The following is a 20,712-nucleotide window of genomic DNA, read 5'->3' on the forward strand; positions in this document are numbered from 1 at the left end:
CAGTTTCACTCCCTTTGTCGTGATAGCCTTGGCAGTTTGCCGTCAGGTGCGTTCGAGTCCGATGGCGATGCCCTGGCCGACACCGATGCACATGGTGGCGAGCGCGCGGCGCTTGCCGGTCAGCGACAGCTCCAGCGCGGCCGTGCCGGCGATGCGGGCGCCCGACATGCCGAGCGGATGGCCGAGCGCGATCGCCCCGCCATTCGGGTTCACATGGGCGCCGTCCTCGGCGATGCCGAGCTCACGCAGCACGGCAATGCCCTGGCTGGCGAAGGCCTCGTTGAGCTCGACGATGTCGAAATCACCAGGCTTGATGCCCAGCCGCTCGCAGAGCTTGCGCGTCGACGGGATCGGGCCAAGGCCCATCACGCGCGGCGCGACGCCGCCGGTGGCACCGCCAAGAACGCGCGCCAGCGGGGTCAGGCCATACTTCGCCGCTGCCTTCTCCGAGGCGACGATCAGCGCCGCGGCGCCGTCATTGACACCCGAGGCGTTGCCGGCGGTGACCGTGCCGCCTTCCTTCCGGAAGGGGGTCGGCAACTTGGCGAGCTTCTCCAGCGTGGTGTCGCCGCGCGGATGCTCGTCGCTCTCGACGCGGATTGGATCACCCTTGCGCTGCGGGATGACGACCGGAACGATCTCCTTGCCGAGACGACCGTTCTGCTGGGCCGCGACCGCCTTGAGCTGCGAGCGCAGGGCGAAGGCATCCTGGTCGGCCCGGCTGATCTTGCAGTCGGCCGCGACGTTCTCGCCGGTCTCCGGCATGGAATCGATGCCGTATTGCGCCTTCATCAGCGGATTGACGAAGCGCCAGCCGATGGTGGTGTCGTGGATCTCGGCATGGCGCGAGAAGGCGCTGTCGGCCTTGGGCATCACGAACGGCGCCCGCGACATGCTCTCGACGCCGCCGGCGATCATCAGTTCGGCCTCGCCGGCCTTGATCGCGCGCGCTGCGGCGATGACCGCATCCATCCCTGAGCCGCAGAGCCGGTTCATCGTCGTGCCCGGCACCTCCTTGGGCAGGCCGGCGAGCAGCAGCGACATGCGCGCGACATTGCGGTTGTCCTCGCCAGCCTGGTTGGCGCAGCCGAAGATCACGTCGTCGACAGCGCCGAAATCGACGCCCGGATTGCGCTCGATCAGGGCCTTCAGCGGCACGGCGCCGAGATCGTCCGCCCGCACCGACGAGAGGGAGCCGCCGAAACGGCCGATCGGCGTGCGGACATAGGCGCAGATGAAGGCTTCGCTCATGCGGAAGGACCCTTGCTGTTTCCTCGAATGTCATTCGCCGCCGGATGCGACGGATGCAAATTGTCTTTCGCCCGGACTGCCGACGCTTGCTTGCGGCGGAATATGCAGCAGCCAAACTCTTATGTTAAATGAAATCACTGCCCACGATAATAACCGTGAAGTTATCGAAATATGGCCGAGTCGCTCCTGTCGACAATGGATCGGCGCATCAAGTTTCGCCATCTCCGTTGCTTCATCGAGGTCGCGCGGCTGAAGAGCGTCGTCAAGGCGGCATCGGTGCTCCATGTCAGCCAGCCCGCGATCTCCAAGACCGTGCAGGAGCTCGAAGAGCTCCTGGGTGCCGCCCTGTTCGAGCCCAATCGCCGGACCATGCTGCTCACCGGCGCCGGCGAAATCTTCCTGCGCTATGCCAGCGCCAGCGTCACGGCGCTGAAGCAGGGCATGCGCATGGTCGGCGGCGACGAGATATCACCAGAGCATGCCTTCACCGTCGGGGCGCTGCCGACGGCCTCGGCCAGGATCCTGCCGGCCGCCATCGCCCATGTGACGCGACGCTATGAACGTCTGAGACCACGGGTCGTGACCGGGGCGAACGACGTGCTCATGGCGCAGCTGCGGCTCGGCGACCTCGATCTCGTCATCGGCCGCATGGCCGCGCCGGAGACGATGACGGGCTTCACCTTCGAGCACCTCTATTCCGAGCGGATCGGGCTGGTCGTCAGGCCGGGGCATCCCCTGCTGCAAGCGGAGGCGTTCGCCCTTGCCGCGATCGCGGACTATCAGCTGCTGATGCCACCGCCTGGATCGGTGATCAGCTCGACGGTCGAACGTTATATGATCGCCAATTCGATCCAGCCGCGCTCGGGCGTGATCGAGACCGTCTCGGACGCCTTCGCCCGCGGCTATCTCCGGCAGACCGATGCGATTTGGTTCATTTCCGAAGGCGTGGTGGCGGAAGACGTCGCCAGCGGCCAGCTCGCTCTGCTGCCGGCTCATACGGAGGACACATTGGGGCCCGTCGGCCTGACGACGCGCGCCGATGCCGTCCTGTCCCTGTCGGCCCAGATCTTCATCACGGCGCTGAGAGAGATCGCCGCCGGCTGGCGCTCGGGCGGGCTCTAAGGTCGAGCCGGCTCGCCAAGGCGACCGGAACCGTCTGCCCCGCCCGCCAGTCGCGAGGTCGAGACGATTCCGGTTTGATCACGGCTGGCGCGCGAAAACCCGCGCACTCCGCCTCAAGCGCTCTCGCCGACCGCCTGCAGATAGAGGTCGAGGATCGCCTCTTCCTCCTTGCGCTCGTCGAGGTCGCGCTTGCGCAGCGCGATCACCTTGCGCAGCACCTTGACGTCGTAGCCGTTGCCCTTGGCCTCGGCATAGACCTCCTTGATGTCGTCGGCGATCGTCTTCTTCTCTTCCTCGAGCCGCTCGATGCGCTGCACGATGCTCTTGAGCTGATCGCCTGCAACCGGATCGTCCATTCTCAAAACCCTTCTTCGGAAATTGGCCGCAGGGGTTCGCAAGGATGGGCGGCAAGGTCAAGCGAGAAGGACGCCGTGTTCACATCTCTCGTGCCGCAGCCAGCGCTCCCGGCAGAAGCCGCGCCAGCCTCAAACCCCACGCGCGGGCCGCATGCGGCTCGCCGATCAGGTCCTGCCTGATCTCGATCAGCGCGTCGAGGAGGCCCCGGCGCGTCGCATGGCGGTCGATCGTGTCGCCCGGCAGGCCGCCATTATAGGGTTCGTTGTCGCCGACGATCAGGTCGCCCTCGGCCTGCAGCGCGGCGATCAGCGCCTGCGCGAGGCGCCCTTCCCTGTCCCAGAGCACGCCGGCATGCCAGGGCCGCGGCACGCCCTTCCAGAACGGCGTGAAGGAGTGCAGCGAGACGATCGCCGGCGGCTGGCCGGCCGCGATCGCAGACTCGATCGCGCCATCGATGGCCGCGTCATAGGGTGCGTAGTAGCGCGCGATCCGTTCGGCGATCCCAGCGTCGTCGATCCGAGCATTGCCGGGGACGATCGCGCCGTCGGAAATCCGCATCACCAGCGTCGGATCATCGCGGCCGCGATTGGGGTCGATAAGCAGGCGCGAGAAATTGCTGAGCACGGCGGGCGCGCCGAGCGCCTGCGCCATCGCCCGCGTCATCTCGGCCGCGCCGATATCGTATGCGATATGGCGTTCGAGCTGCTGTGGCGGCAGGCCGAGCAGGTTCAGCTCAGGCGGTATCGCGTTGGTCGCATGGTCGCAGAGCAACAGCATGCCGGTCGCCGGATCGCCGGGAATGACCTCGACCTCGCCGGGTTGCCGCACCGGAGCACCGCCCTGCAAGCCCTCGTCCGCACGCATCATGACCTCGGACTACATCATCAAATCGCGGGTGACGCCCACGCCGACGCGGCATAGAAGGGGCTGAGACGAAAGTCGATTGCCAACAGCAGATTCGCAAGAGGAAGCGGCTTGGAGCAGCGGCAGGACGCAATCGCGGAGCGGCATCGGATCGCCCGCCGGATCTTCGACGCGGCCGTGGACAGAGCCCATCCGCGCAGCTGGCTCGCCGCGCATCTGCCTCCGCCGCCGCCTGACGGGCGCCTGATCCTGCTCGCCGCCGGCAAGGCCGCCGGCAGCATGACGCAACTGGCGGAGGCGCATTATCTCGACACGCTGAAGCTGCCGCCCGAACGCTTCCTCGGCCATGCCGTGGCGCGCCATGGCTACGAGGCTCAGACCCGCCACATCCCGATGCTGGCCGCCGGCCACCCCGTTCCCGACGAGGGCAGCATCGCCAGCGCGAGGCGGGCGCTCGAACTCGCTGCGTCCGCCACCGCCGATGATCTCGTCCTGGTGCTGCTCTCCGGCGGCGGCTCGGCCAACTGGGTCGCGCCCGCCGGCGCGCTCGCTCTCGCCGAGAAGCAGGCGGTCAACAAGGCACTGCTGCGCTCGGGCGCACCGATCGGCGAGATGAACATCGTCCGCAAGCGTCTCTCGCGCATCAAGGGTGGCCGGCTCGCGCTCGCCGCCGCGCCGGGCAAGCTGGTCACCCTCGCCGTCTCCGACGTGCCGCATGACGATCCTGCCGCCATCGCCTCGGGCCCGACCGTGCCCGATCCGAGCACGATGGCCGACGCCCGCGCCATCGTCGCCCGCTACGGGCTGTCGCTGCCGCCGGTGGCGCAGGCGCTGCTCGCCGACGATGCCAGCGAGACGCCCAAGCCCGGCGATCCCGCCTTTACCGGCAGCGAATACCGCATCGTTGCCCGCCCGGCCGACGCCATCGCCGCAGCCGTCAAGGCCGCCGCCGAGGCCGGCTACGAGCCGATCGATCTCGGCCCCGATCTTGAAGGCGAGGCGCGCGACGTCGCCGCCGCCCAGGCCGCCCGTGCGAAGGAACTCAAGGCCGCCGGCCGCCGCGCCGCGCTGATCTCGGGCGGTGAGCTCACCGTCACCATCGCCGGCAATGGCCGTGGCGGGCCGAACCAGGAATTCGCGCTCGCCCTGGCGATCGCGCTCGCCGGCGAGCCCGGCATCGTCGCGCTCTCGGGCGACACCGACGGCACCGATGGCGGCGGCGGCGAAGCGACCGACCCGGCCGGAGCGGTCATCGACGAGACGACGCTGGCGCGCGCCCGCAGCCTCGGCCTCTTTCCCGCCCAATCGCTGGCCCAGAACGACTCGACCGGTTTCTTCTCGGCTCTCGGCGACCTGTTGCAGACCGGCCCGACCCTGACCAACGTCAACGATTGCCGCGTGATACTGATCGATCCAAGAAGCGATTCATGAGCAGAAGCGCACGTCACCGTTCGATTTTGCTGGCCGGAGGGCTGCTCCTGGCCGGCGCCAGCCCGGCGCTGGCCGATCTGCGCATGTGCAACACGACGGGCAGCCGCGTCGGCATCGCCCTCGGCTATCGCGATGCGCAAGGCTGGATCACCGAAGGCTGGTGGAATCTGGCGCCGCGCGCCTGCGAGACCCTGCTGCGCGGCACGCTGGCGGCGCGTTTCTACTATGTCCACGCCGTCGACTACGACAAGGGCGGCGAATGGACCGGCAAATCCGTCATGTGCACGCGCAATAAGGAATTCACCATCCGCGGCATCGAGGACTGCCTGGCGCGCGGCTATGAGCGCTCCGGCTTCTTCGAGGTCGACACCGGCGAGCAGAAGGGCTGGACGATCCAGCTCACCGACACGGCAGGCGCGGCGCCGCGCCCGTGATGCGGCGCAGCAAATCGCTTGCCCTAATCGGTTGAATCGGCGAGGGCTGCCGAAAGCGGCCCAGAAGGCTTTTAAAGGGGGAATGACGCGATGAGGCGGGAACGGCGGATCAAGATCATCGCCACGCTGGGGCCGGCCTCGTCCACCTCGGAGATGTGCGCTGCCCTGTTCAAGGCCGGCGTCGACGTCTTCCGCATCAATATGAGCCACACCCAGCGCGAGGACCTGCCGGCAAGGATCGCGATGCTGCGAGGGCTGGAGAAAGAATTCCGCCGCCCGGTCGGCATCCTCGCCGACCTGCAGGGGCCGAAGCTGCGCGTCGGCCAGTTCGGCGGCGATGGCGGCGTCATGCTGGAGAAGGATGCCCGCTTCATCCTCGACGCCGACACGGCGCCCGGCACAGCCAAGCGCGTGCACCTGCCGCATCCCGAGATCCTCTCGGCGCTGGAGCCCGGCCATCACCTTATCCTCGACGACGGCAAGATCCGCCTCGTCGTCGAGAAGGCTTCGCCCAAGCAGGCCGTGACCAAGGTCGTCGTCGGCGGCCGCCTCTCCTCGCGCAAGGGCGTCAGCCTGCCCGACACCACGATCCCGGTCTCTGCCATGACCGACAAGGATCGCTCGGACGCCGAGGCCGCGGCCGAGGCCGGTGTCGACTGGATCGCGCTCTCCTTCGTGCAGCGGCCGGAGGATATGGCGGACCTGCGCAAGATCGTCCGGGGCCGGGCGCTGGCGCTTGCCAAGATCGAGAAGCCGCAGGCCGTGCTCCGGCTTCAGGAGATCATCGAGGCCTCCGACGCGATCATGGTGGCGCGCGGCGATCTCGGCGTCGAGATGCCGATTGAGAAGGTGCCGGGCACCCAGAAGCGCATCACCCGCATGGCGCGCCGCATGGGCAAGCCGGTCGTGGTCGCGACCCAGATGCTGGAGAGCATGATCACCGCGCCGGTCCCGACCCGCGCCGAGGTTTCCGACGTCGCGACAGCGGTGTTCGAGGGCGCCGACGCCGTCATGCTCTCGGCCGAGAGCGCCGCCGGCCAGTACCCGATCGAGGCGGTCGCGATGATGAACCGCATCGCCGAGGAGGTGGAGAGCGAATCGATCTACCGCTCGATCCTCGAATCGCAGAAGGCCGAGCCGGAGGCGACCGGCGCCGACGCCATCGCCAAGGCCGCGCACGAGATCGCCGACGCGCTGCATCTCAAGGCGATCGCCGCCTGGACCTCCTCGGGCTCGACCGCCCTCCGAATTGCCCGGGAGCGGCCGAACTCGACTGTCGTCGCGCTGACGCCGAACGCCGCCACGGCGCGCCGCCTGACGCTTGTCTGGGGCGTCCACTCCGTGGTGACCAAGGACGCCAGCGACATCGACGACATGGCCTTCCGCGCCTGCAAGTTCGCGGTGCGCGAGCGTTTTGCCGCCGAGGGCGACCGGCTCATCGTCGTCGCCGGCGTTCCGTTCGGCACGCCGGGCGCGACCAACATGGTTCGCATCGCCTTCGTCGCGAAGGAGCATGTCGAGCAGGCGTGATCTGCTCGGCATTCCCCTGCGCCCGCCCCTGCTCTACTGCTTGAGCGGTCAGCCTCTGCGAGTCAGCGACGCCCATGGCCCTCACCGACATCGCCACCCGGACCTATAATCACAGCTGGCGGCTCGACCCGATCATCCGCAGCCTGCTCGACACCGACTTCTACAAGCTGCTCATGCTGCAGATGATCAGGAGCTTCCACCCGGAGGTGCAGGTCACCTTCGGCCTGATCAACCGATCCAAACAGATCCGTCTCGCCGACGTGATCGAGGAAGCCGAGCTGCGCGCTCAGCTCGACCATGCCCGCGAATTGCGCTTCACCAAGAAGGAGCTGATCTGGCTCGCCGGCAACAGCTTCTACGGCAAGACCCAGATGTTCACGCCGGACTTCATCGCCTGGCTCGCCGAGTTCCGCTTGCCGGACTACGAGCTGCGCAAGGTCGACGGCCAGTACGAGCTGACCTTCGCCGGCCCCTGGACCCACTCGATGATGTGGGAGATCCCGGCGCTCGCCATCGTCAACGAACTGCGCTCGCGCCAGGCGCTCAAGACCTGGGATCGCTTTGCCCTCGACGTGCTCTATGCCCGCGCCAAGTCGAAGCTCTGGGACAAGGTCGAGCGGCTGAAGAAGCTGCCGGACCTGCGCATCTCCGATTTCGGCACGCGCCGCCGCCACGGCCATCTCTGGCAGCGCTGGTGCGTCGAGGCACTGAAGGAGGGCTTGGGCCCGACCTTCACCGGCACCTCCAATGTCCTGCTCGCCATGGAGAACGATCTCGAGGCGATCGGCACCAACGCCCATGAATTGCCGATGGTGCTGGCGGCGCTCGCCGACAGCGACGAGGAGCTGAAGCGCGCGCCCTATCGCGTGCTCGACGAATGGCGCCAGGTCTATGGCGGCAACCTCCTGATCGTGCTGCCCGACGCCTTCGGCACCACCGCCTTCCTCGACGATGCCCCATCCTGGCTCGCCGACTGGACGGGCTTTCGTCCCGACAGCGCCCCGCCGATCGAAGCCGGCGAGCAGATCATCGCCTGGTGGAAATCGCAGGGGCGCGATCCCAGGAGCAAGCTGCTGATCTTCTCCGACGGCATGGACATCGACTCGATCGAGGAGGCCTACCGGCATTTCCACGGCCGGGTCCGCACCGGCTTCGGCTGGGGCACCAACCTGACCAACGACTTCGTCGGCTGCTCGCCGGTCGGCACGCCCGATCTCGACCCGATCTCGCTGGTCTGCAAGGTCGTCAGCGCCAATGGCCGCCAGGCGGTGAAGCTCTCCGACAACCCGAACAAGGCGACCGGCGACCCGGCCGAGATCGCGCGGTATCTGCGGGTGTTCGGTGGGGCGGATCGGAAGGCGAAGGCTGTGAGGGTTTAGCCGCTGGCTCTCATCGGCGGCTGGCTTGCGTCGGCGATCGTGGTCCGTCAGGGCCTCGTGGTCGGCCCTAGAAGTCGGCGTCAGCGATCGGCGTCGCGTGGAAGCTGCACAGGCAACAGGAAGCCGAACGCCGTCTTGGCGCGAAAGCGATCGTCCTTCGTTGCCCGATTCATCTGTCCGTCGGAGGATGCCAGGCGCAGCTTTGCTGCGAAACTTTCGCTGTCCTCGGGAGGACTGAACAAATAGCCTTGGCCGATCGGACATCCCATGCCGGCCAGCAGCGCCCGCTGGGCCTCGGTTTCCACCCCCTCCGCCACGACGGCGGTACCGAGGGCGCGACCGAGATCGATGATGGCCCGGACGATGACCATCTTCGAATGACTGGCAGCCAGTTCGGCGACGAAGCTTCGGTCGATCTTGATCTCCGTGACCGGAAATACCTCGAGCAGACGCAGGTTCGAATAACCGGTCCCGAAGTCATCGACGGAGAGGCCGACGCCAAGGTCCCGCAGCTGGTGCATCGCCGCCAGCACGCCGGGCGAGTCGTTGAGAAACATGCTTTCGGTGATCTCGAGCGTCAGCCAGGCCGGTTCGACACCGGCCCTTCGGATCACCCGGTCCACGATCTCCGCCATGTCGCGGTGCAGAAATTCCGTGGCGGACACGTTGACCGAGAAGCGCAGCGGCCTTTCCCTGTATTTGTTGATCTTGCGTGCAAAGGCGGCGACGGCGGCAAGACCGCGCTCGCCGAGATCGAGGAGGAGGCCGATCCGCTCTGCCGCCGCGATGAATCGCCCCGGCGGCAGGACGCCGAACAGGGGGTGGTTCCATCGCATCAGCGCCTCAGCGCCGACCCACTCGCCCGTCACCAAGTCGATCTGGGGCTGGAAATGATGGAAGAACTGGTCGTTTGCGAGAGCAGCCCTTAACTCGCGGGTCAGCTGGACCCGGTTGCGCGCTTCATCCTCATCTTCGCTCTGAAACTGGCGGGGGCCGCTCAGCGGAGCCGATTTCGCTGCATGCAGCGCCGCCCCGGCATTTCGGATGAGGGAGATCGCGTTGCCATTGGGCTGACCGAGCGCATAGCCAACGGCAAAGCGCAGCGAAACATTTGCTCCGGGAACGACGAAGTCCGGGGCGAGCGCGGCGCACACCTCGGCGACGATCGGCGGCCCGCTGGCTTCATGCGCCGGTTCGAAGGCCAGGGCGAACTCATTTGCCCCGATGCGGGCGACGAGAGCAGCGCCGGTCTCGCGCAGTCGGCGACCCGTTTCCATCAGCAGCGCGTCCCCGACATCGAAGCCGTACCCGGCGTTGATGTCGTGGAAGCCGATCACGTCGAGCTTTACGATCATGACCGGGCCGGCGCGTGTCGCGAAACGCCTTTCCGCAGCGACGATGAAAGCCTGTCGGTTGAGACATCCTGTTGCAACGTCGAGATTAGCGGCGCGATCGAGGGCGATCTCTGTCTGGCGCGTCGCCGACACGTCGCGAAGAATGGCGAGATAGAGCAGTTCGTCGCCGATCGTGAATGGTCGGAGGCTGAGGCTGTTCCAAAAGGCCGACCCGTCCTTCCGGTAGTTGCGCAAGGTGACATCGACCGGTTCGGCCGCCCTGATGGCCGCTGCTATACGGGCGACTTCCGGCTGCTCCCGCTCATTGCCTTGCAGGTAGCGACAATCTTTCCCGAGCGTCTCGTGCCGCGCATAGCCCGTCAGCCGTTCAAAGGCCGTGTTCACGTAGATCAGCGGCCCGCTTCCTGCAGAAATCCGGCCGATAGCCACACCATCGGAGAAGTCCTCGACCAGCGTCGGCAGGATCGAGCGGAGCAGGGAGTCCGAGCCGGAGTTCACGCAATTGCCGAGCGGCTTCGGCACGAGCTTGATGAACTTCGGGAGCTCCGCTTCCTTGAAGTCTTTCATGACCCGAGCAATGGCGCGGTTGCCTGTCGCCGGGCAATCCGGGGGCGCGGTCGTTTCGGGACAACCGTCAGCCGATTTCGGCCATAGTGGGTCTCGACCCGTTTCCGGACGTCCGGAATCGTTCGCGGTAGTCTGAGGGCATCGCTCCGATATGAGCGAGAAAGGCGCGGCGCATCGCCCGCGCGGAGCCGAATCCGCTTTTCGCCGCGACTGACTCGATTGGCAGGCGGCTGGATTCCAGCAGAAAGCGCGCGACATCGATCCGCGTGAGATCGACATATTCGGACGGCGCGATTCCCACCTCCTGCGTGAAGACCCGCGTGAAGTTGCGCGGACTCATCGCCGCGATACTCGCCAGAGTGTTGACGGAAAGGTCGGCATCCGGATGGCTCAGGATATACTGCTGGACCTTGTTGAGGCGGCTGCGGTCGATGGCTTGGGCCGCCAGATGCATGCTGAACTGAGACTGGTCCCCCGGCCGCTTCAGGAACACGACCAGGCGACGGGCGACATAAAGCGCCACGTCGCGGCCCAGATCCTCCTCGACCAGCGAAAGGCCGAGATCGATCGCCGCGCTCGACCCGGCGGAGGTGACCATCGCGCCATCTCGGACGAAGACGCGATCACCGTCCACCTTCGCGTCCGGAAATCGCTCGGCCAGGAGCGGCGCATATTGCCAGTGCGTCGCCACGTGGCGGCCGCCGAGGAGCCCGGCGTCACCAAGCAGGAACGCCCCCGTGCAGACCGAGCCGTAGCGCCGTGTCTGCGGAGCCGTCCGGGCCAGCCAGTCGATGACGTCCCTGCCCGGGGCACTGGGAACGCCGACGCTGCCGGCCATGAGAAGCGTGTCGGGATCCTTCGGGCTCCTGAGGTAATCTGAGTCCGGCAGGACCCTGAGTCCCGAGCCGCACCGGATCGGCCCGTCCTCTTCGGCGACGATGCCGACCTCGTAGAACGCCTCGGCTGCGCGCGCATTGGCTTCGGCGAACACGTCCATCAGGCCAGCGAGTTCCAGCGAGTGAACGTTGGAGGGAACGAAGATGGTGATCCGCATGTGGATGTTCCTCGGGCGGCGAGTGCATACGCTGCAGGAAGGTCAGCCCGCACCAGCCTGTGAGAGCGGCCGCCATCGCCGGCCAGGCGCATCTGCCCGCGACAATCAGGCGCTCCGCTGGAGCAGCACCTTAGGCTGGAACCTGCTCGCCGTCCTGCCGCCCCGGCGCCGCCTCCCGATCACCACCTCGCACGATTCCATATGCCGCGATCCTAAGCGCTCGCCGTCAATCCTGCACATGCTCTGAAGGGTTCGGCAGAGGGCCCGAACGCCTCTGCTCGACATAGCCGACCGGGGACAGGGTCAATTCGGTGCGGAGCTTGATCGCCCGGCAAGCCGGAGCCGCAGCCATGCAGAAGCGCTTCCGCTTCCAGCGCATGGCGGCTGTTCCTTGCCGCGCTGCGCAAGTCGGGTATCGTCGAGGTGTTCTCAGGGCGGGTCGAAATTCCCCACCGGCGGTATGCGGCCCCGGCCGTGAGCCCGCGAGCGCCTTTCGCGAGGAAGGGTCAGCAGATCAGGTGCGATGCCTGAGCCGACGGTCACAGTCCGGAAGAAAGAGAACGTGCCGTCGTCCGCGCTCCACCGGCGCGGCGCGCGGCCGTGATCGCCTTGGGTGACGTGTCTGTCGCGAAAGGAGATCACTGTGACACTCGCCCGTTTTGCCTTCATCAAAGCCGCCTGGCACGCCGATGTCGTCGACCAGGCCCTCAAGGGCTTCCTCAAGGTCATCCCTCCCGCTCAGGTCGATGTCTTCGACGTGCCGGGCGCATTCGAGATGCCGCTGCTCGCACGCGACCTCGCCGCGACCGGCCGCTACGCCGCAGTCGCCGCCGCGGCGCTGGTCGTGGACGGCGGCATCTATCGCCATGACTTCGTCGCGCAGGCCGTCGTCGACGGCTTGATGCGGGCCGGGCTCGATACCGGCGTGCCGGTGCTCTCGGTCTCGCTGACCCCGCATCATTACCGGGAGGCGCCGCATCACGCCGAGATCTTCAGGGCGCATTTCGTGACCAAGGGCCGCGAAGCAGCGGAAGCAGCGCTCATGATCGTCCGCACCCGCGCCCGCCTGGCGGCCTGACGGTTCCAATGCACGAGGCTGCCACTCGCGCGATCGAGAGGCAGCCTCGATGGCCGCTAGACCTCGATCAGCAGCGGCCTGTGGTCCGAAACCTCTGGCTGCTCGACGACCGTGAAGGCGATAACCTCGACCGCCTCGTTCACCAGCATGTAGTCGGCATAGCGACCCGGCTTCTTGTAGTGGGATGTCCGGGTATCGGAATGGCCGCGGCCGACGACGAGATCCTTCAGCCCGAGACTGGCCAGAATCCCGAAGGTCTGGCTGTCGGGCTCGACATTGAAATCGCCGCAGACGACGAGCCGGCCACCCGGCTCCGCCACGGCCTGGACCAGGCGGACCAGGCGCTGCGCCTGCGCGAGGCGCTCCGGCGTGTCGATCTTGCCGCGGAGATCTCTCAATCCATGCATGTGCGCGATGGTGATCGACTTGCCCAGATCGAAATCGTGGAGCCGGACGACATGGGCGCTACGCGAGCGCGGATGCTCGCCATAGCCGTCCGGGGAAAAGCCCTTGTGCACAAAGCCCTGCATCTGCCCGACGATCGGAAAGCGGCGGTGCACGAAGGTCGCGAGCCCCCATTGCGATGGCACGGTCTCATCGCCATCCCACAAGATGCCCTGCGCCGCCGGGCAGAAAATCGCGACATGCTCCGGCAGTGCCGCCGATATGTCCTGGAAGAAGTTGGCGCGCTGCGGCAGCACATGATCGCCGTCGCGATAGTCCAGCCAGTCCTTGTTTGCTGCCGGCGTATGGACGACCTCCTGCAGGCAGAGGACATCAGGCGCCTCCCGCGCCAGATACGCGCGCGCCTCCTCGTGCAGTGTCCCGCCCCAGCCATTCAGGCACATGATGCGCAATGCGGTAGTCCTTGTCTGTCTAGCCGATCCGGAACACCTTGCCGGTCCCGGCTTCGCGGAAGAGATCGACCCGCTCGCCGTTCCAGTGATAGGCAAGATGCCGGCCCTGGACGGGATTGCCGGCGAGATCGGGCCAGAACAGCCCGGCGCACTCTCCACCCGGCCGGCGCACGCTCGGATAGGCCACGCCATCCGAGCCGGCGGCGCGCAGCCTCGAACCCAGCGCCTGGCTTTCCGAATAATCGTCAGGCCGCAGCAGCGCGCTCTCCCCAGCCCGCTCGCCGCGCAGATCGTGGAGGGCGGCCTCGATCGACAGTACCAGTTCCCGGAACTGCGAGGTCCAGCCGGGCGGCTCCTTCGTCCGTGCCATGAAGCGGCCATGGTGGTGGATCGTCTCGAACAGCGCCGTCTCGAAGCTTTCGGCGACATAGAGCACGCCGAAGCTGCCATCGCTGAACCGGCTCGGGCGGTCGCGGCTGATATGGGTGAACGGCGCCATCAGCCAGCTCGCGCCCGCCCCGGAGACGCGGCGGGCCGGCGGCACCAGGTCGAGATTGCCGATCGTCTCCATCAGCCGCGGATTGGTCTTCATCTCTGCCAGGATCAGCAACGGCCAGTCGCCGGGGTCGGCGATATCCTCGAACAGGTCGATCGGCGGGAAGGCACTGCGGATGATACGGACCGCCGCCGGCCAGGCGACCGGCGCGACCGGAACGTCGTCCGTGCTCACCAGAGTCCGCGCTCCGCGTCGAGATAGCGCCGCACCCGCATCAGGTCGGTGAGCTCGCCGCCGAGCATGACCTCCAATGCCGACTTGCCGGCGAAGGCCGCGTTGCCCGCCTTGATCCAGGCATAGCCGCGCTGCGGCTCGCGGAAGATCAGGCGCAGCGCCTTGTGGATGCCCATCAGATTGGAGAGCCGCGCCCGCCCGTCGCGGTCGATCCGGCCGATCTCACCCGCCTTCCAGCGCCGATAGCTGCGCACGGGCTGGTCGAGCAGCACGGCGGCCTCGTCGTCGGTCAGCCCCCAGAGCCGGAACAGGTTCACCGAAGCACGGAACATCGCCGCAGCCTCGGCCTCTGTGATCGCAGCAGGCGAGAAGGCATCGGGCGACGTTGGAACCGGCGAGAGCTGGCTCATCGGACAATCTCCATTTGGCATAAGATAGATAAAATGCTGCCAAATGGCAATATGACGCAACGATCGCGTCAATCGGCGTTCAATGCCAGCCCCGATGTCGCCCCGACAATCTGGTCGATCGCATCGACGACGATTTCCGGCGCGGCATGATGCGGCATGTGACCGACACCGGGCAACAGGACGAACCGACCTTGCGGGGCCTGTCGCGCGATCGCCGCGGAGTGGATTGTCGGCGAGACGATGGCATCGCTGTCGCCGGTGATCGCCACCACCGGAACCTTCAGCTCGCGATAGCGCGGCGCCTGCGCGCTGACGAAATCGAAGGTCGCGGCGATGTCCTGGGAGTTCGCCTCGAACACGGCCGGGCGCATCAGCAGGCGGATCTCGCCGGTCTCGATGTAATCAGGCGTTTCCGGTGCCGGTTCGAACACCGAGCGCGCGCCGCCGCTGAGCAGATAGCGCGCCACCGGTACGGCGACGACGCGGCTGAACACCGGCCCGAGCAGCGGCGCTGTGGTGAGGTGATGATACCAGGCGATGCCGCCCGGCCATGGGTGGGTGACCGCACCGAGCAGGATAAGTCCACTCAGCCGCTCCGGCCGGTCGAGGGCAATCCGAGCCGAGGCTGCGCCGCCGAGCGAATGCGCCACCAGCGCGAAGCGCTCGGGAACGATCTGGTCGAGCCCCTGCATCAGCGCCTGCGCCTGCCGTCCCGGGTCGGCCATCGCCCGCCCGGCCAGCCGCTCGCTCCAGCCATGGCCCGGCCGGTCGATGGCGACAACGCGATAATGCGACAGCTCAGGCCCGAGCGTCGCCAGCAGGTCGGCATGGTTGGACGAAGCGCCATGCACCAGCACCACCGTGCCGCGCGATTGTCCGTCGGGCCCCCGCTCGCGATAATGCAGCCGTCCACCTTCGACAGCGACGAATGCACCCCGCGGCGGGTAGCGCTGCTCCACCTCGGCGCGCGTCATCTCGCTGAACAGGGCAAGCCCGCCGGCGACGAGAACGAGAGCGATCAGGGCAAAGCGCAGCATCGACGGTTTACGCGCAGCGAACGGATTCGGTTCTGCGGAAAAAGCGAGTCACGCGTCGCGGCCGTCGACCTCGAGCTTGAGCGATTCGACGGCGTCCTTCACCGCGTCGAGCTGCGGATAGATGGCGAGCGCCCGCCGATAGGCGACCATGGCGCGCTTGTCGTCGCCCTGCTGGCGCAGGATCGTGCCGAGGCCCATCATCGCGCCGTAATGGCGCGGCTCACGCTTCAGCGTCTCGGCGATGTCGAGCAGCGAGCGAATCGGATCACCCGCGAGAAACAGCGCATTGGCCCGCTGATTCCAACCCTCGGCCCAGTCGGGCTCCAGGGTGACGACCCGGTCGAGCAATTCGATCGCCAGCGGCAATTCGCGCGCCTTCAGCGCATCCTGCGCTCTGGTCATCAGGAGATCGGCCGTATCCGACCCCGACCGCGCCCAGCGCCGCTGGATCAGGTTGGCGATTCCCTTCGCCTCCTCCGGCGTCTTGGCGCCGGCAAGCCGCTCGAACAACCGGTCGAGCGTGACGGGGCTGCGCGGCGGTGGCGCTTCCGGCAGGTTGGGCTTGTCGTCGCGATCGGCGTTCGGCACGGCGCCGTCACGCAACGGTTTGTCCTGCGCAAGAACCCCGGGGGCGGCTGCGAGCAGCAGCCCCGGAAGCAGCGCAAGGCGGGCAAGACGAGAGAGTCTCATGCCCTCAAGGTGAGCCCGGCGAAGCGCGGCGTCAATTCACGGCCCAGCGAGATCGCTGGAGAACATGGCCATGCACACGCCAAAAAAGCGGGCCGCACACTGTGCAGCCCGCTCAATCTCGACAAGGAAGCTTCCAGCGCAGCCCGACGGCCGCACGGAACCTCAGCCCTGGCGCGCCTTGAAGCGCTTCTGGACCTTGTTGATGATGTAGACGCGGCCCTTGCGACGCACGAGCTGGTTGTCGCGGTGGCGCGCGCGCAGCGACTTCAGCGAATTGCGGATCTTCATAACCGGTACTCCCATCGGCCCGCCTCGCGGCGAAACCGGTCAAAAAACTGAAGGCGACGCGAACCGGAGGCCGGCTCTCATCGAGCAAACGACATGCGCGCCTGATGCGATGGCCGGCTGTATAAGGATTTTGCCGGGATTGGCAAGGCCCCGGCGCGTTTTTCCGCCTGGTGATCGCGTGCGTCATGCTCTCGTCGCAATCGCATGGCGGCCCTAGCGTCCCGGCCACTGCATACCTAGATTGCGGCGACGGCAGACCTATCAGGGAGCTCTCTCCATGTTCAACGCCAAGTCCCTCCTCGACGCCCTCGTCAATGCGGGCAGCCAGGCTGGCGCCCAGGGCGGCCAGGCCGGCGGGTTGGGCGGCGTGCTCGGCAACCTCGCCCAGCAGGTCCAGCAAGCCGGCGGCGCCGGCGGCCTCGCCGGCATGGCCGGCCAGATCTTCGGGCAGGCCAGCCAGGGCGTGCAGGACGCCGCCCGCAATACCGGCCTGCAGCAAGGTGCGACCGACATCGTCGGTCAGTTCTCCGGCGGCAAGACACCCGAGCAGTTGATCGAGCAGGCCAAGGGCATGCTTGGCGGCAACCAGCTCGCCGCCGGCGCCGTGCTCGGCGGCCTCGGCGCGCTGATCTTCGGCACCTCGGCAGGCCGCTCGATCGCCGGCTCCGCCGCCAAGCTCGGCGGCCTCGCTCTGGTCGGGGGCCTCGCCTACAAGGCCTATCAGAACTATCAGGCCGGCAAGCCGCTGCTCGGCGCAGATCAGCAGGCCGCGCTTCCCGCACCGGCCGGTTCCGGCTTCGAGCCTGAAGCTGCCAAGAACGAGCACGCGCTGGTCTTCATCCGCGCCATGATCGCAGCCTCCGCTGCCGACGGCCATATCGACGATGTCGAGCGCAATGCCATCATCGGCGGGCTGCGCGAGGCCGGGCTCGATGCCGAAGCCAATCAGTGGCTCGCCAACGAGCTGGCGAACCCGGCGAGCGTGGATACGCTGGTCGAGGGCGCCGAGACGCCCGAGCTCGCGGCGCAGATCTATACTGCTGCCCGGATCGCCATCAATCCGGATACCCCGGCCGAGAAGGACTTCCTCGCCGGCCTCGCCGGCTCGCTCGGCCTCGATGCCGAGCTGGTCGCGAACATCGATGCAGCCGCGAGCGCCGCGAAGGCCTGACCGGTAACGCAGGTCTGCAGTGCGCCGGGCATGGATTGACCGCCCGGCGCGCCGAGCCGTCCAATGCGGCATGCAGTCACCAAATCCGCATTGGTCGGCGCGCCTGCCGTTCTACTATGGCTGGCTCGTCATCGGCATCGCCTTCGTCACCATGGCGGTGGCGGTCAACGCTCGCACGGCCTTCTCGCTGCTGCTGCCGCCGCTGATCGGCGAATTCGGCTGGGATCGTGGCCTCGCCTCGGGCGCGTTCTCCTTCGGCTTCCTGCTGTCGGCCGTGACCAGCACCTTCGTCGGCCGCATGATGGACAAGCATGGCCCGCGCGTGGTCATCGAGACCGGCGTGGCGATGCTGGCAGCGGGCATGTTGATCGCGCCTGCGATCGGCGCGGCCTGGCACCTCTATCTGACGCTTGGCGTCCTCGTCGGCTGCGGCGCCAACCTGATGAGCTTCTCGGCGCAGTCGCTGTTCCTGCCCAACTGGTTCGTGCGGCGCCGGGCCTTCGCCATCAGCATCGCCTTTTCCGGCGTCGGCTTCGGCGCGCTGCTGCTCCTGCCCTGGCTGCAATCGATCATCAGCCGGGACGGCTGGCGCGCGGCCTGCTGGATCATGGGGCTGCTCGTCCTGTTCCTCCTCGGCCCGCTCAACCTGCTGGTTCGGCGCCGGCCGCAGGATCTCGGCCTGCAGCCGGACGGCGAGACTGCCCCGGCGGGCACCGTCGCCGCGCAACGCAAGGCGGCGGTTGTCGATCCGGCCTGGGTCGCGGTCGACTGGACGCTGGCGCGGGCACTGCGCACGGCCCGCCTCTGGTGGATCATGATCGGCTATTTCTGCGCGCTCGTCGCCTGGTATGCCGTCCAGGTCCACCAGACCAAGTACCTGATCGAGGTCGGTTTTTCTCCGCTCATGGCGGCTTGGGCGCTGGGGCTGGTCAGCGCCGTCGCCATCCCCGGCCAGATCGCGCTCGGCGCCCTGTCGGACCGGATCGGCCGGGAATGGATCTGGATGATCGGCTGCCTCGGCTTTGCCATCTGCTATGCCGCGCTGATCGCGCTGGAGCACACCCCCTCGCCCGTGTTGCTCTATGTGATGGTGATCACGCAGGGCTTCCTGGGTTATGCGATCACCTCGGTGCTGGGGCCGATCGTCTTCGAGATTTTCGAGGGGCCGCATTTTGGCGCGATCTTCGGGACGGTCACGGTGGCGCTGCTCGGTGGCGGCGCCGCCGGACCCTGGCTTGCCGGCACGATCCACGACGCCACCGGCAGCTACCGCCTCGCTTTCCTGCTGGTCATCGCCTGCTGCTTCATCTCGGCGGCAGCGATCTGGCTGGCAGCGCCGCGCAAGGTCCGGCTGGTGCCGGGTCGCGTCAAGTCGTCCGGCTGATCAGGGCGCGCGCTTGACGCCCTGGTCGTCCTCGAACACCGGCCGGAAGAAGCTGCGCTCATAGCTGACGATGAAGCGGTGCTTCTCGTTCTCGGCGACCACCGCGAGGCACTCGGCGTCCTTGAACGAGGCCTCGCGATAGGCCTCGTACTCGGCGAAGGACGGGAAGCTGAACATTGCCAGCGCGACGTTCGAGGTCCCTTCCGACGGCATGAAATATCCGTGGTGCTTGCCGCCGAAGCGCTCGACCAGGCGGATCCAGGCCTTGCCATAGGCTTCGAAGGCCGGGAGCTGGTAGGGGTCGACGATGTAGCGCAGATGGCAGGTGATCATCTTCAGGCAGCCTTCGCGTTCTTCAGGAACTCGCCCATCCGCCCGAGCGCACGTTCGATGTTCTCCAGCGAGTTGGCATAGGAGAGGCGGATGTAGCCTTCGCCATGCACGCCGAAATCCGGCCCGCCGATCGTGGCGACGCCAGCGTCCTCGAGCAGGGCCGAGGCCAGCTTCTTAGCCTTCCAGCCGGTCTGCGACACGTTCGGAAAGGCGTAGAAGGCACCCTTCGGCACGATGCAGGAGACGCCCGGCAGCGCGTTGAGCCCGGCGACCACCGCCTTCCGACGTCGGTCGAACTCCGCCAGCATCATCGCGACCGCATCCTGCGGGCCGGTCAGTGCGGCGAGCCCCGCCCATTGCGCCGGGGCGTTGACGCAGGAATGCGAGTTCACCGCGAGCTTGCGGGCGTTGTCGTAGAGCGGCTTCGGCCAGACCGAGAAGCCCATGCGCCAGCCGGTCATGGCATAGGTCTTCGACCAGCCATTGAGCAGGATCAGCCGGTCGCGGATCTCGGGATAGCTCAGCAGGCAGACATGCTTCTCCCCGTCATAGAGCATCTGGTCGTAGATCTCGTCCGACATCACGGCGACATCGGGGAAGCGGGCGAGGCCGGCGACGAGCTTGTCGACCTCGGCCTTGGGCGTGACGCCACCGGTCGGGTTGGCGGGCGAGTTGACGATCAGCAGCCGCGTCTTCGGCGTGATCAGCGACAGAGTCTCCTCCGCGGAGAAGGCAAAGCCGTTCTCCTCGCGGATCGGCACGGGCACCGGCGTCGCGCCGGTATACTCGATCATCGAGCGATAGATCGGGAAGCCTGGATCGGGATAGAGGATCTCGGCGCCGGGCTCGCCGAACATCAGGATCGCCATGAACATGGTGACCTTGCCGCCCGGCACGATCATCACCTCCTCAGGCGAGACATCGACCGAAAAGCGCTTATGCAGGTCGGCGGCGACGGCCTCGCGCAACGGCAGGATGCCATTGGCCGGCGTGTAGCCGTGATGACCGTCGCGCAGCGCCTTGACCGCCGCCTCGACGATATGCTCCGGCGTCGGGAAATCCGGCTGGCCGATGCCGAGATTGATGATGTCCTTGCCCTGGCGCTGCAATTCGGTGGCGCGAGCGAGCACGGCGAAAGCGTTCTCCTCGCCGATCCGGCCAAAGGACGGGACGACATGCAGCGTCATGGCAGTTTCCTCTTCACGTGCGGCGCCAGCGGTTGCGCCTTTCCCACTCTCTTCCGTGCAAAGCACCGAGCTGGCAAGAGGACCGCGCCGACCGCCATCACGACACGCAAGGCCCTGCAGCGCATCTCGACATCAGAGAGCCGCAATGCAATCCTGACGTTCATAAGGACGGCCGGATCCGCGGCTTCGCCAGCGCTTGCCTC

At 67.1% G+C, this 20,712-nt stretch carries 22 protein-coding genes and 1 riboswitch; of the genes, 8 read left to right on the forward strand and 14 right to left on the reverse strand.

Going from position 1 to position 20,712, the window contains the following annotated elements:
• Positions 1-42: 42 nt before the first annotated feature.
• Positions 43-1,251: a 3-oxoadipyl-CoA thiolase gene (gene pcaF, locus CXY91_RS22510; RefSeq protein WP_100963523.1), complete on the reverse strand. Its 1,209-nt coding sequence runs from the start codon at positions 1,249-1,251 to the stop codon at positions 43-45.
• 171 nt (positions 1,252-1,422) lie between these two features.
• On the opposite strand from pcaF, the gene pcaQ reads away from it, so the two are divergent.
• A complete protein-coding gene (pcaQ, locus tag CXY91_RS22515) occupies positions 1,423-2,373 on the forward strand; it encodes a pca operon transcription factor PcaQ (protein ID WP_248307602.1) in 951 nt (316 codons plus the stop codon).
• A gap of 113 nt (positions 2,374-2,486) precedes the next feature.
• Here pcaQ and CXY91_RS22520 read toward each other — a convergent pair whose 3' ends face one another.
• The gene (locus tag CXY91_RS22520; protein ID WP_091836424.1) at positions 2,487-2,729 is read right to left on the reverse strand and encodes a DUF2312 domain-containing protein; all 243 of its coding nucleotides are present in this window, start codon (positions 2,727-2,729) and stop codon (positions 2,487-2,489) included.
• 79 nt (positions 2,730-2,808) lie between these two features.
• On the reverse strand, positions 2,809-3,594 hold the full coding sequence (locus tag CXY91_RS22525; RefSeq protein ID WP_100963799.1) for an N-formylglutamate amidohydrolase: 786 nt from the start codon (positions 3,592-3,594) through the stop codon (positions 2,809-2,811).
• Positions 3,595-3,705: 111 nt separating this feature from the next.
• On the opposite strand from CXY91_RS22525, the gene CXY91_RS22530 reads away from it, so the two are divergent.
• The 4 genes from CXY91_RS22530 to pncB all read left to right on the forward strand — a co-directional run bounded on the left by CXY91_RS22530 (position 3,706) and on the right by pncB (position 8,368).
• Entirely contained in the window at positions 3,706-5,025 is a 1,320-nt protein-coding gene (locus CXY91_RS22530; RefSeq protein WP_465246886.1) for a glycerate kinase type-2 family protein, read from the forward strand.
• Positions 5,022-5,459, forward strand: coding sequence for a DUF1036 domain-containing protein (locus CXY91_RS22535; RefSeq protein WP_100963525.1), 438 nt, complete (start codon positions 5,022-5,024; stop codon positions 5,457-5,459). Before CXY91_RS22530 ends, CXY91_RS22535 begins: the two co-directional genes overlap by 4 nt.
• A 90-nt stretch (positions 5,460-5,549) precedes the next feature.
• A complete protein-coding gene (pyk, locus tag CXY91_RS22540) occupies positions 5,550-6,989 on the forward strand; it encodes a pyruvate kinase (RefSeq protein ID WP_091836428.1) in 1,440 nt (479 codons plus the stop codon).
• A gap of 74 nt (positions 6,990-7,063) precedes the next feature.
• On the forward strand, positions 7,064-8,368 hold the full coding sequence (gene pncB / locus CXY91_RS22545) for a nicotinate phosphoribosyltransferase (protein ID WP_100963527.1): 1,305 nt from the start codon (positions 7,064-7,066) through the stop codon (positions 8,366-8,368).
• 80 nt (positions 8,369-8,448) lie between these two features.
• Here the strand turns inward: pncB and CXY91_RS22550 are convergent, their stop codons facing one another.
• From CXY91_RS22550 to CXY91_RS30355, 3 genes are all read right to left on the reverse strand, one after another.
• Positions 8,449-10,290: a putative bifunctional diguanylate cyclase/phosphodiesterase gene (locus CXY91_RS22550; protein WP_100963529.1), complete on the reverse strand. Its 1,842-nt coding sequence runs from the start codon at positions 10,288-10,290 to the stop codon at positions 8,449-8,451.
• 67 nt (positions 10,291-10,357) lie between these two features.
• The gene (locus CXY91_RS22555) at positions 10,358-11,344 is read right to left on the reverse strand and encodes a GlxA family transcriptional regulator (RefSeq protein WP_100963531.1); all 987 of its coding nucleotides are present in this window, start codon (positions 11,342-11,344) and stop codon (positions 10,358-10,360) included.
• Between the two features lie 226 nt (positions 11,345-11,570).
• Positions 11,571-11,723: a hypothetical protein gene (locus CXY91_RS30355; RefSeq protein ID WP_158673551.1), complete on the reverse strand. Its 153-nt coding sequence runs from the start codon at positions 11,721-11,723 to the stop codon at positions 11,571-11,573.
• Between the two features lie 42 nt (positions 11,724-11,765).
• Positions 11,766-11,910: riboswitch (FMN riboswitch) on the forward strand.
• Between the two features lie 77 nt (positions 11,911-11,987).
• Between CXY91_RS30355 and CXY91_RS22560 the strand changes: the two genes are divergently transcribed.
• Positions 11,988-12,422, forward strand: a complete 435-nt coding sequence (locus CXY91_RS22560) for a 6,7-dimethyl-8-ribityllumazine synthase (protein WP_100963533.1) — start codon at positions 11,988-11,990, stop codon at positions 12,420-12,422.
• A gap of 56 nt (positions 12,423-12,478) precedes the next feature.
• Here CXY91_RS22560 and CXY91_RS22565 read toward each other — a convergent pair whose 3' ends face one another.
• The 6 genes from CXY91_RS22565 to ykgO form a co-directional block, all read right to left on the reverse strand.
• Positions 12,479-13,279 carry an endonuclease/exonuclease/phosphatase family protein gene (locus CXY91_RS22565; protein ID WP_100963535.1) on the reverse strand — a complete coding sequence of 267 codons (801 nt, stop codon included), beginning with the start codon at positions 13,277-13,279 and terminating at the stop codon, positions 12,479-12,481.
• A gap of 19 nt (positions 13,280-13,298) precedes the next feature.
• A complete protein-coding gene (locus tag CXY91_RS22570; RefSeq protein ID WP_248307603.1) occupies positions 13,299-14,009 on the reverse strand; it encodes an RES family NAD+ phosphorylase in 711 nt (236 codons plus the stop codon).
• Positions 14,006-14,419: an MbcA/ParS/Xre antitoxin family protein gene (locus CXY91_RS22575; protein ID WP_100963539.1), complete on the reverse strand. Its 414-nt coding sequence runs from the start codon at positions 14,417-14,419 to the stop codon at positions 14,006-14,008. Before CXY91_RS22575 ends, CXY91_RS22570 begins: the two co-directional genes overlap by 4 nt.
• A gap of 68 nt (positions 14,420-14,487) precedes the next feature.
• On the reverse strand, positions 14,488-15,456 hold the full coding sequence (locus tag CXY91_RS22580; protein WP_100963541.1) for an alpha/beta fold hydrolase: 969 nt from the start codon (positions 15,454-15,456) through the stop codon (positions 14,488-14,490).
• A gap of 48 nt (positions 15,457-15,504) precedes the next feature.
• Positions 15,505-16,146 (reverse strand): tetratricopeptide repeat protein, encoded by a 642-nt coding sequence (locus tag CXY91_RS22585; protein WP_100963543.1) that lies wholly within the window; start codon positions 16,144-16,146, stop codon positions 15,505-15,507.
• 162 nt (positions 16,147-16,308) lie between these two features.
• A complete protein-coding gene (gene ykgO / locus CXY91_RS22590) occupies positions 16,309-16,434 on the reverse strand; it encodes a type B 50S ribosomal protein L36 (protein WP_038363015.1) in 126 nt (41 codons plus the stop codon).
• A 277-nt stretch (positions 16,435-16,711) separates the two neighbouring features.
• On the opposite strand from ykgO, the gene CXY91_RS22595 reads away from it, so the two are divergent.
• A complete protein-coding gene (locus tag CXY91_RS22595; protein ID WP_091836447.1) occupies positions 16,712-17,605 on the forward strand; it encodes a tellurite resistance TerB family protein in 894 nt (297 codons plus the stop codon).
• A 70-nt stretch (positions 17,606-17,675) separates the two neighbouring features.
• Positions 17,676-18,989 (forward strand): MFS transporter, encoded by a 1,314-nt coding sequence (locus CXY91_RS22600; protein ID WP_100963545.1) that lies wholly within the window; start codon positions 17,676-17,678, stop codon positions 18,987-18,989.
• On the opposite strand, the gene CXY91_RS22605 is transcribed toward CXY91_RS22600, so the two are convergent.
• Positions 18,990-19,322 carry an NIPSNAP family protein gene (locus CXY91_RS22605; protein ID WP_100963547.1) on the reverse strand — a complete coding sequence of 111 codons (333 nt, stop codon included), beginning with the start codon at positions 19,320-19,322 and terminating at the stop codon, positions 18,990-18,992.
• A 2-nt stretch (positions 19,323-19,324) separates the two neighbouring features.
• Positions 19,325-20,509 carry a pyridoxal phosphate-dependent aminotransferase gene (locus tag CXY91_RS22610; RefSeq protein WP_100963549.1) on the reverse strand — a complete coding sequence of 395 codons (1,185 nt, stop codon included), beginning with the start codon at positions 20,507-20,509 and terminating at the stop codon, positions 19,325-19,327.
• Positions 20,510-20,712 lie beyond the last annotated feature (203 nt).

The sequence above is a fragment of the Allobosea sp. FBZP-16 genome (genome assembly GCF_002831785.1).
In the GTDB taxonomy this organism is placed as follows: Bacteria; Pseudomonadota; Alphaproteobacteria; order Rhizobiales; family Beijerinckiaceae; genus Allobosea; species Allobosea lupini.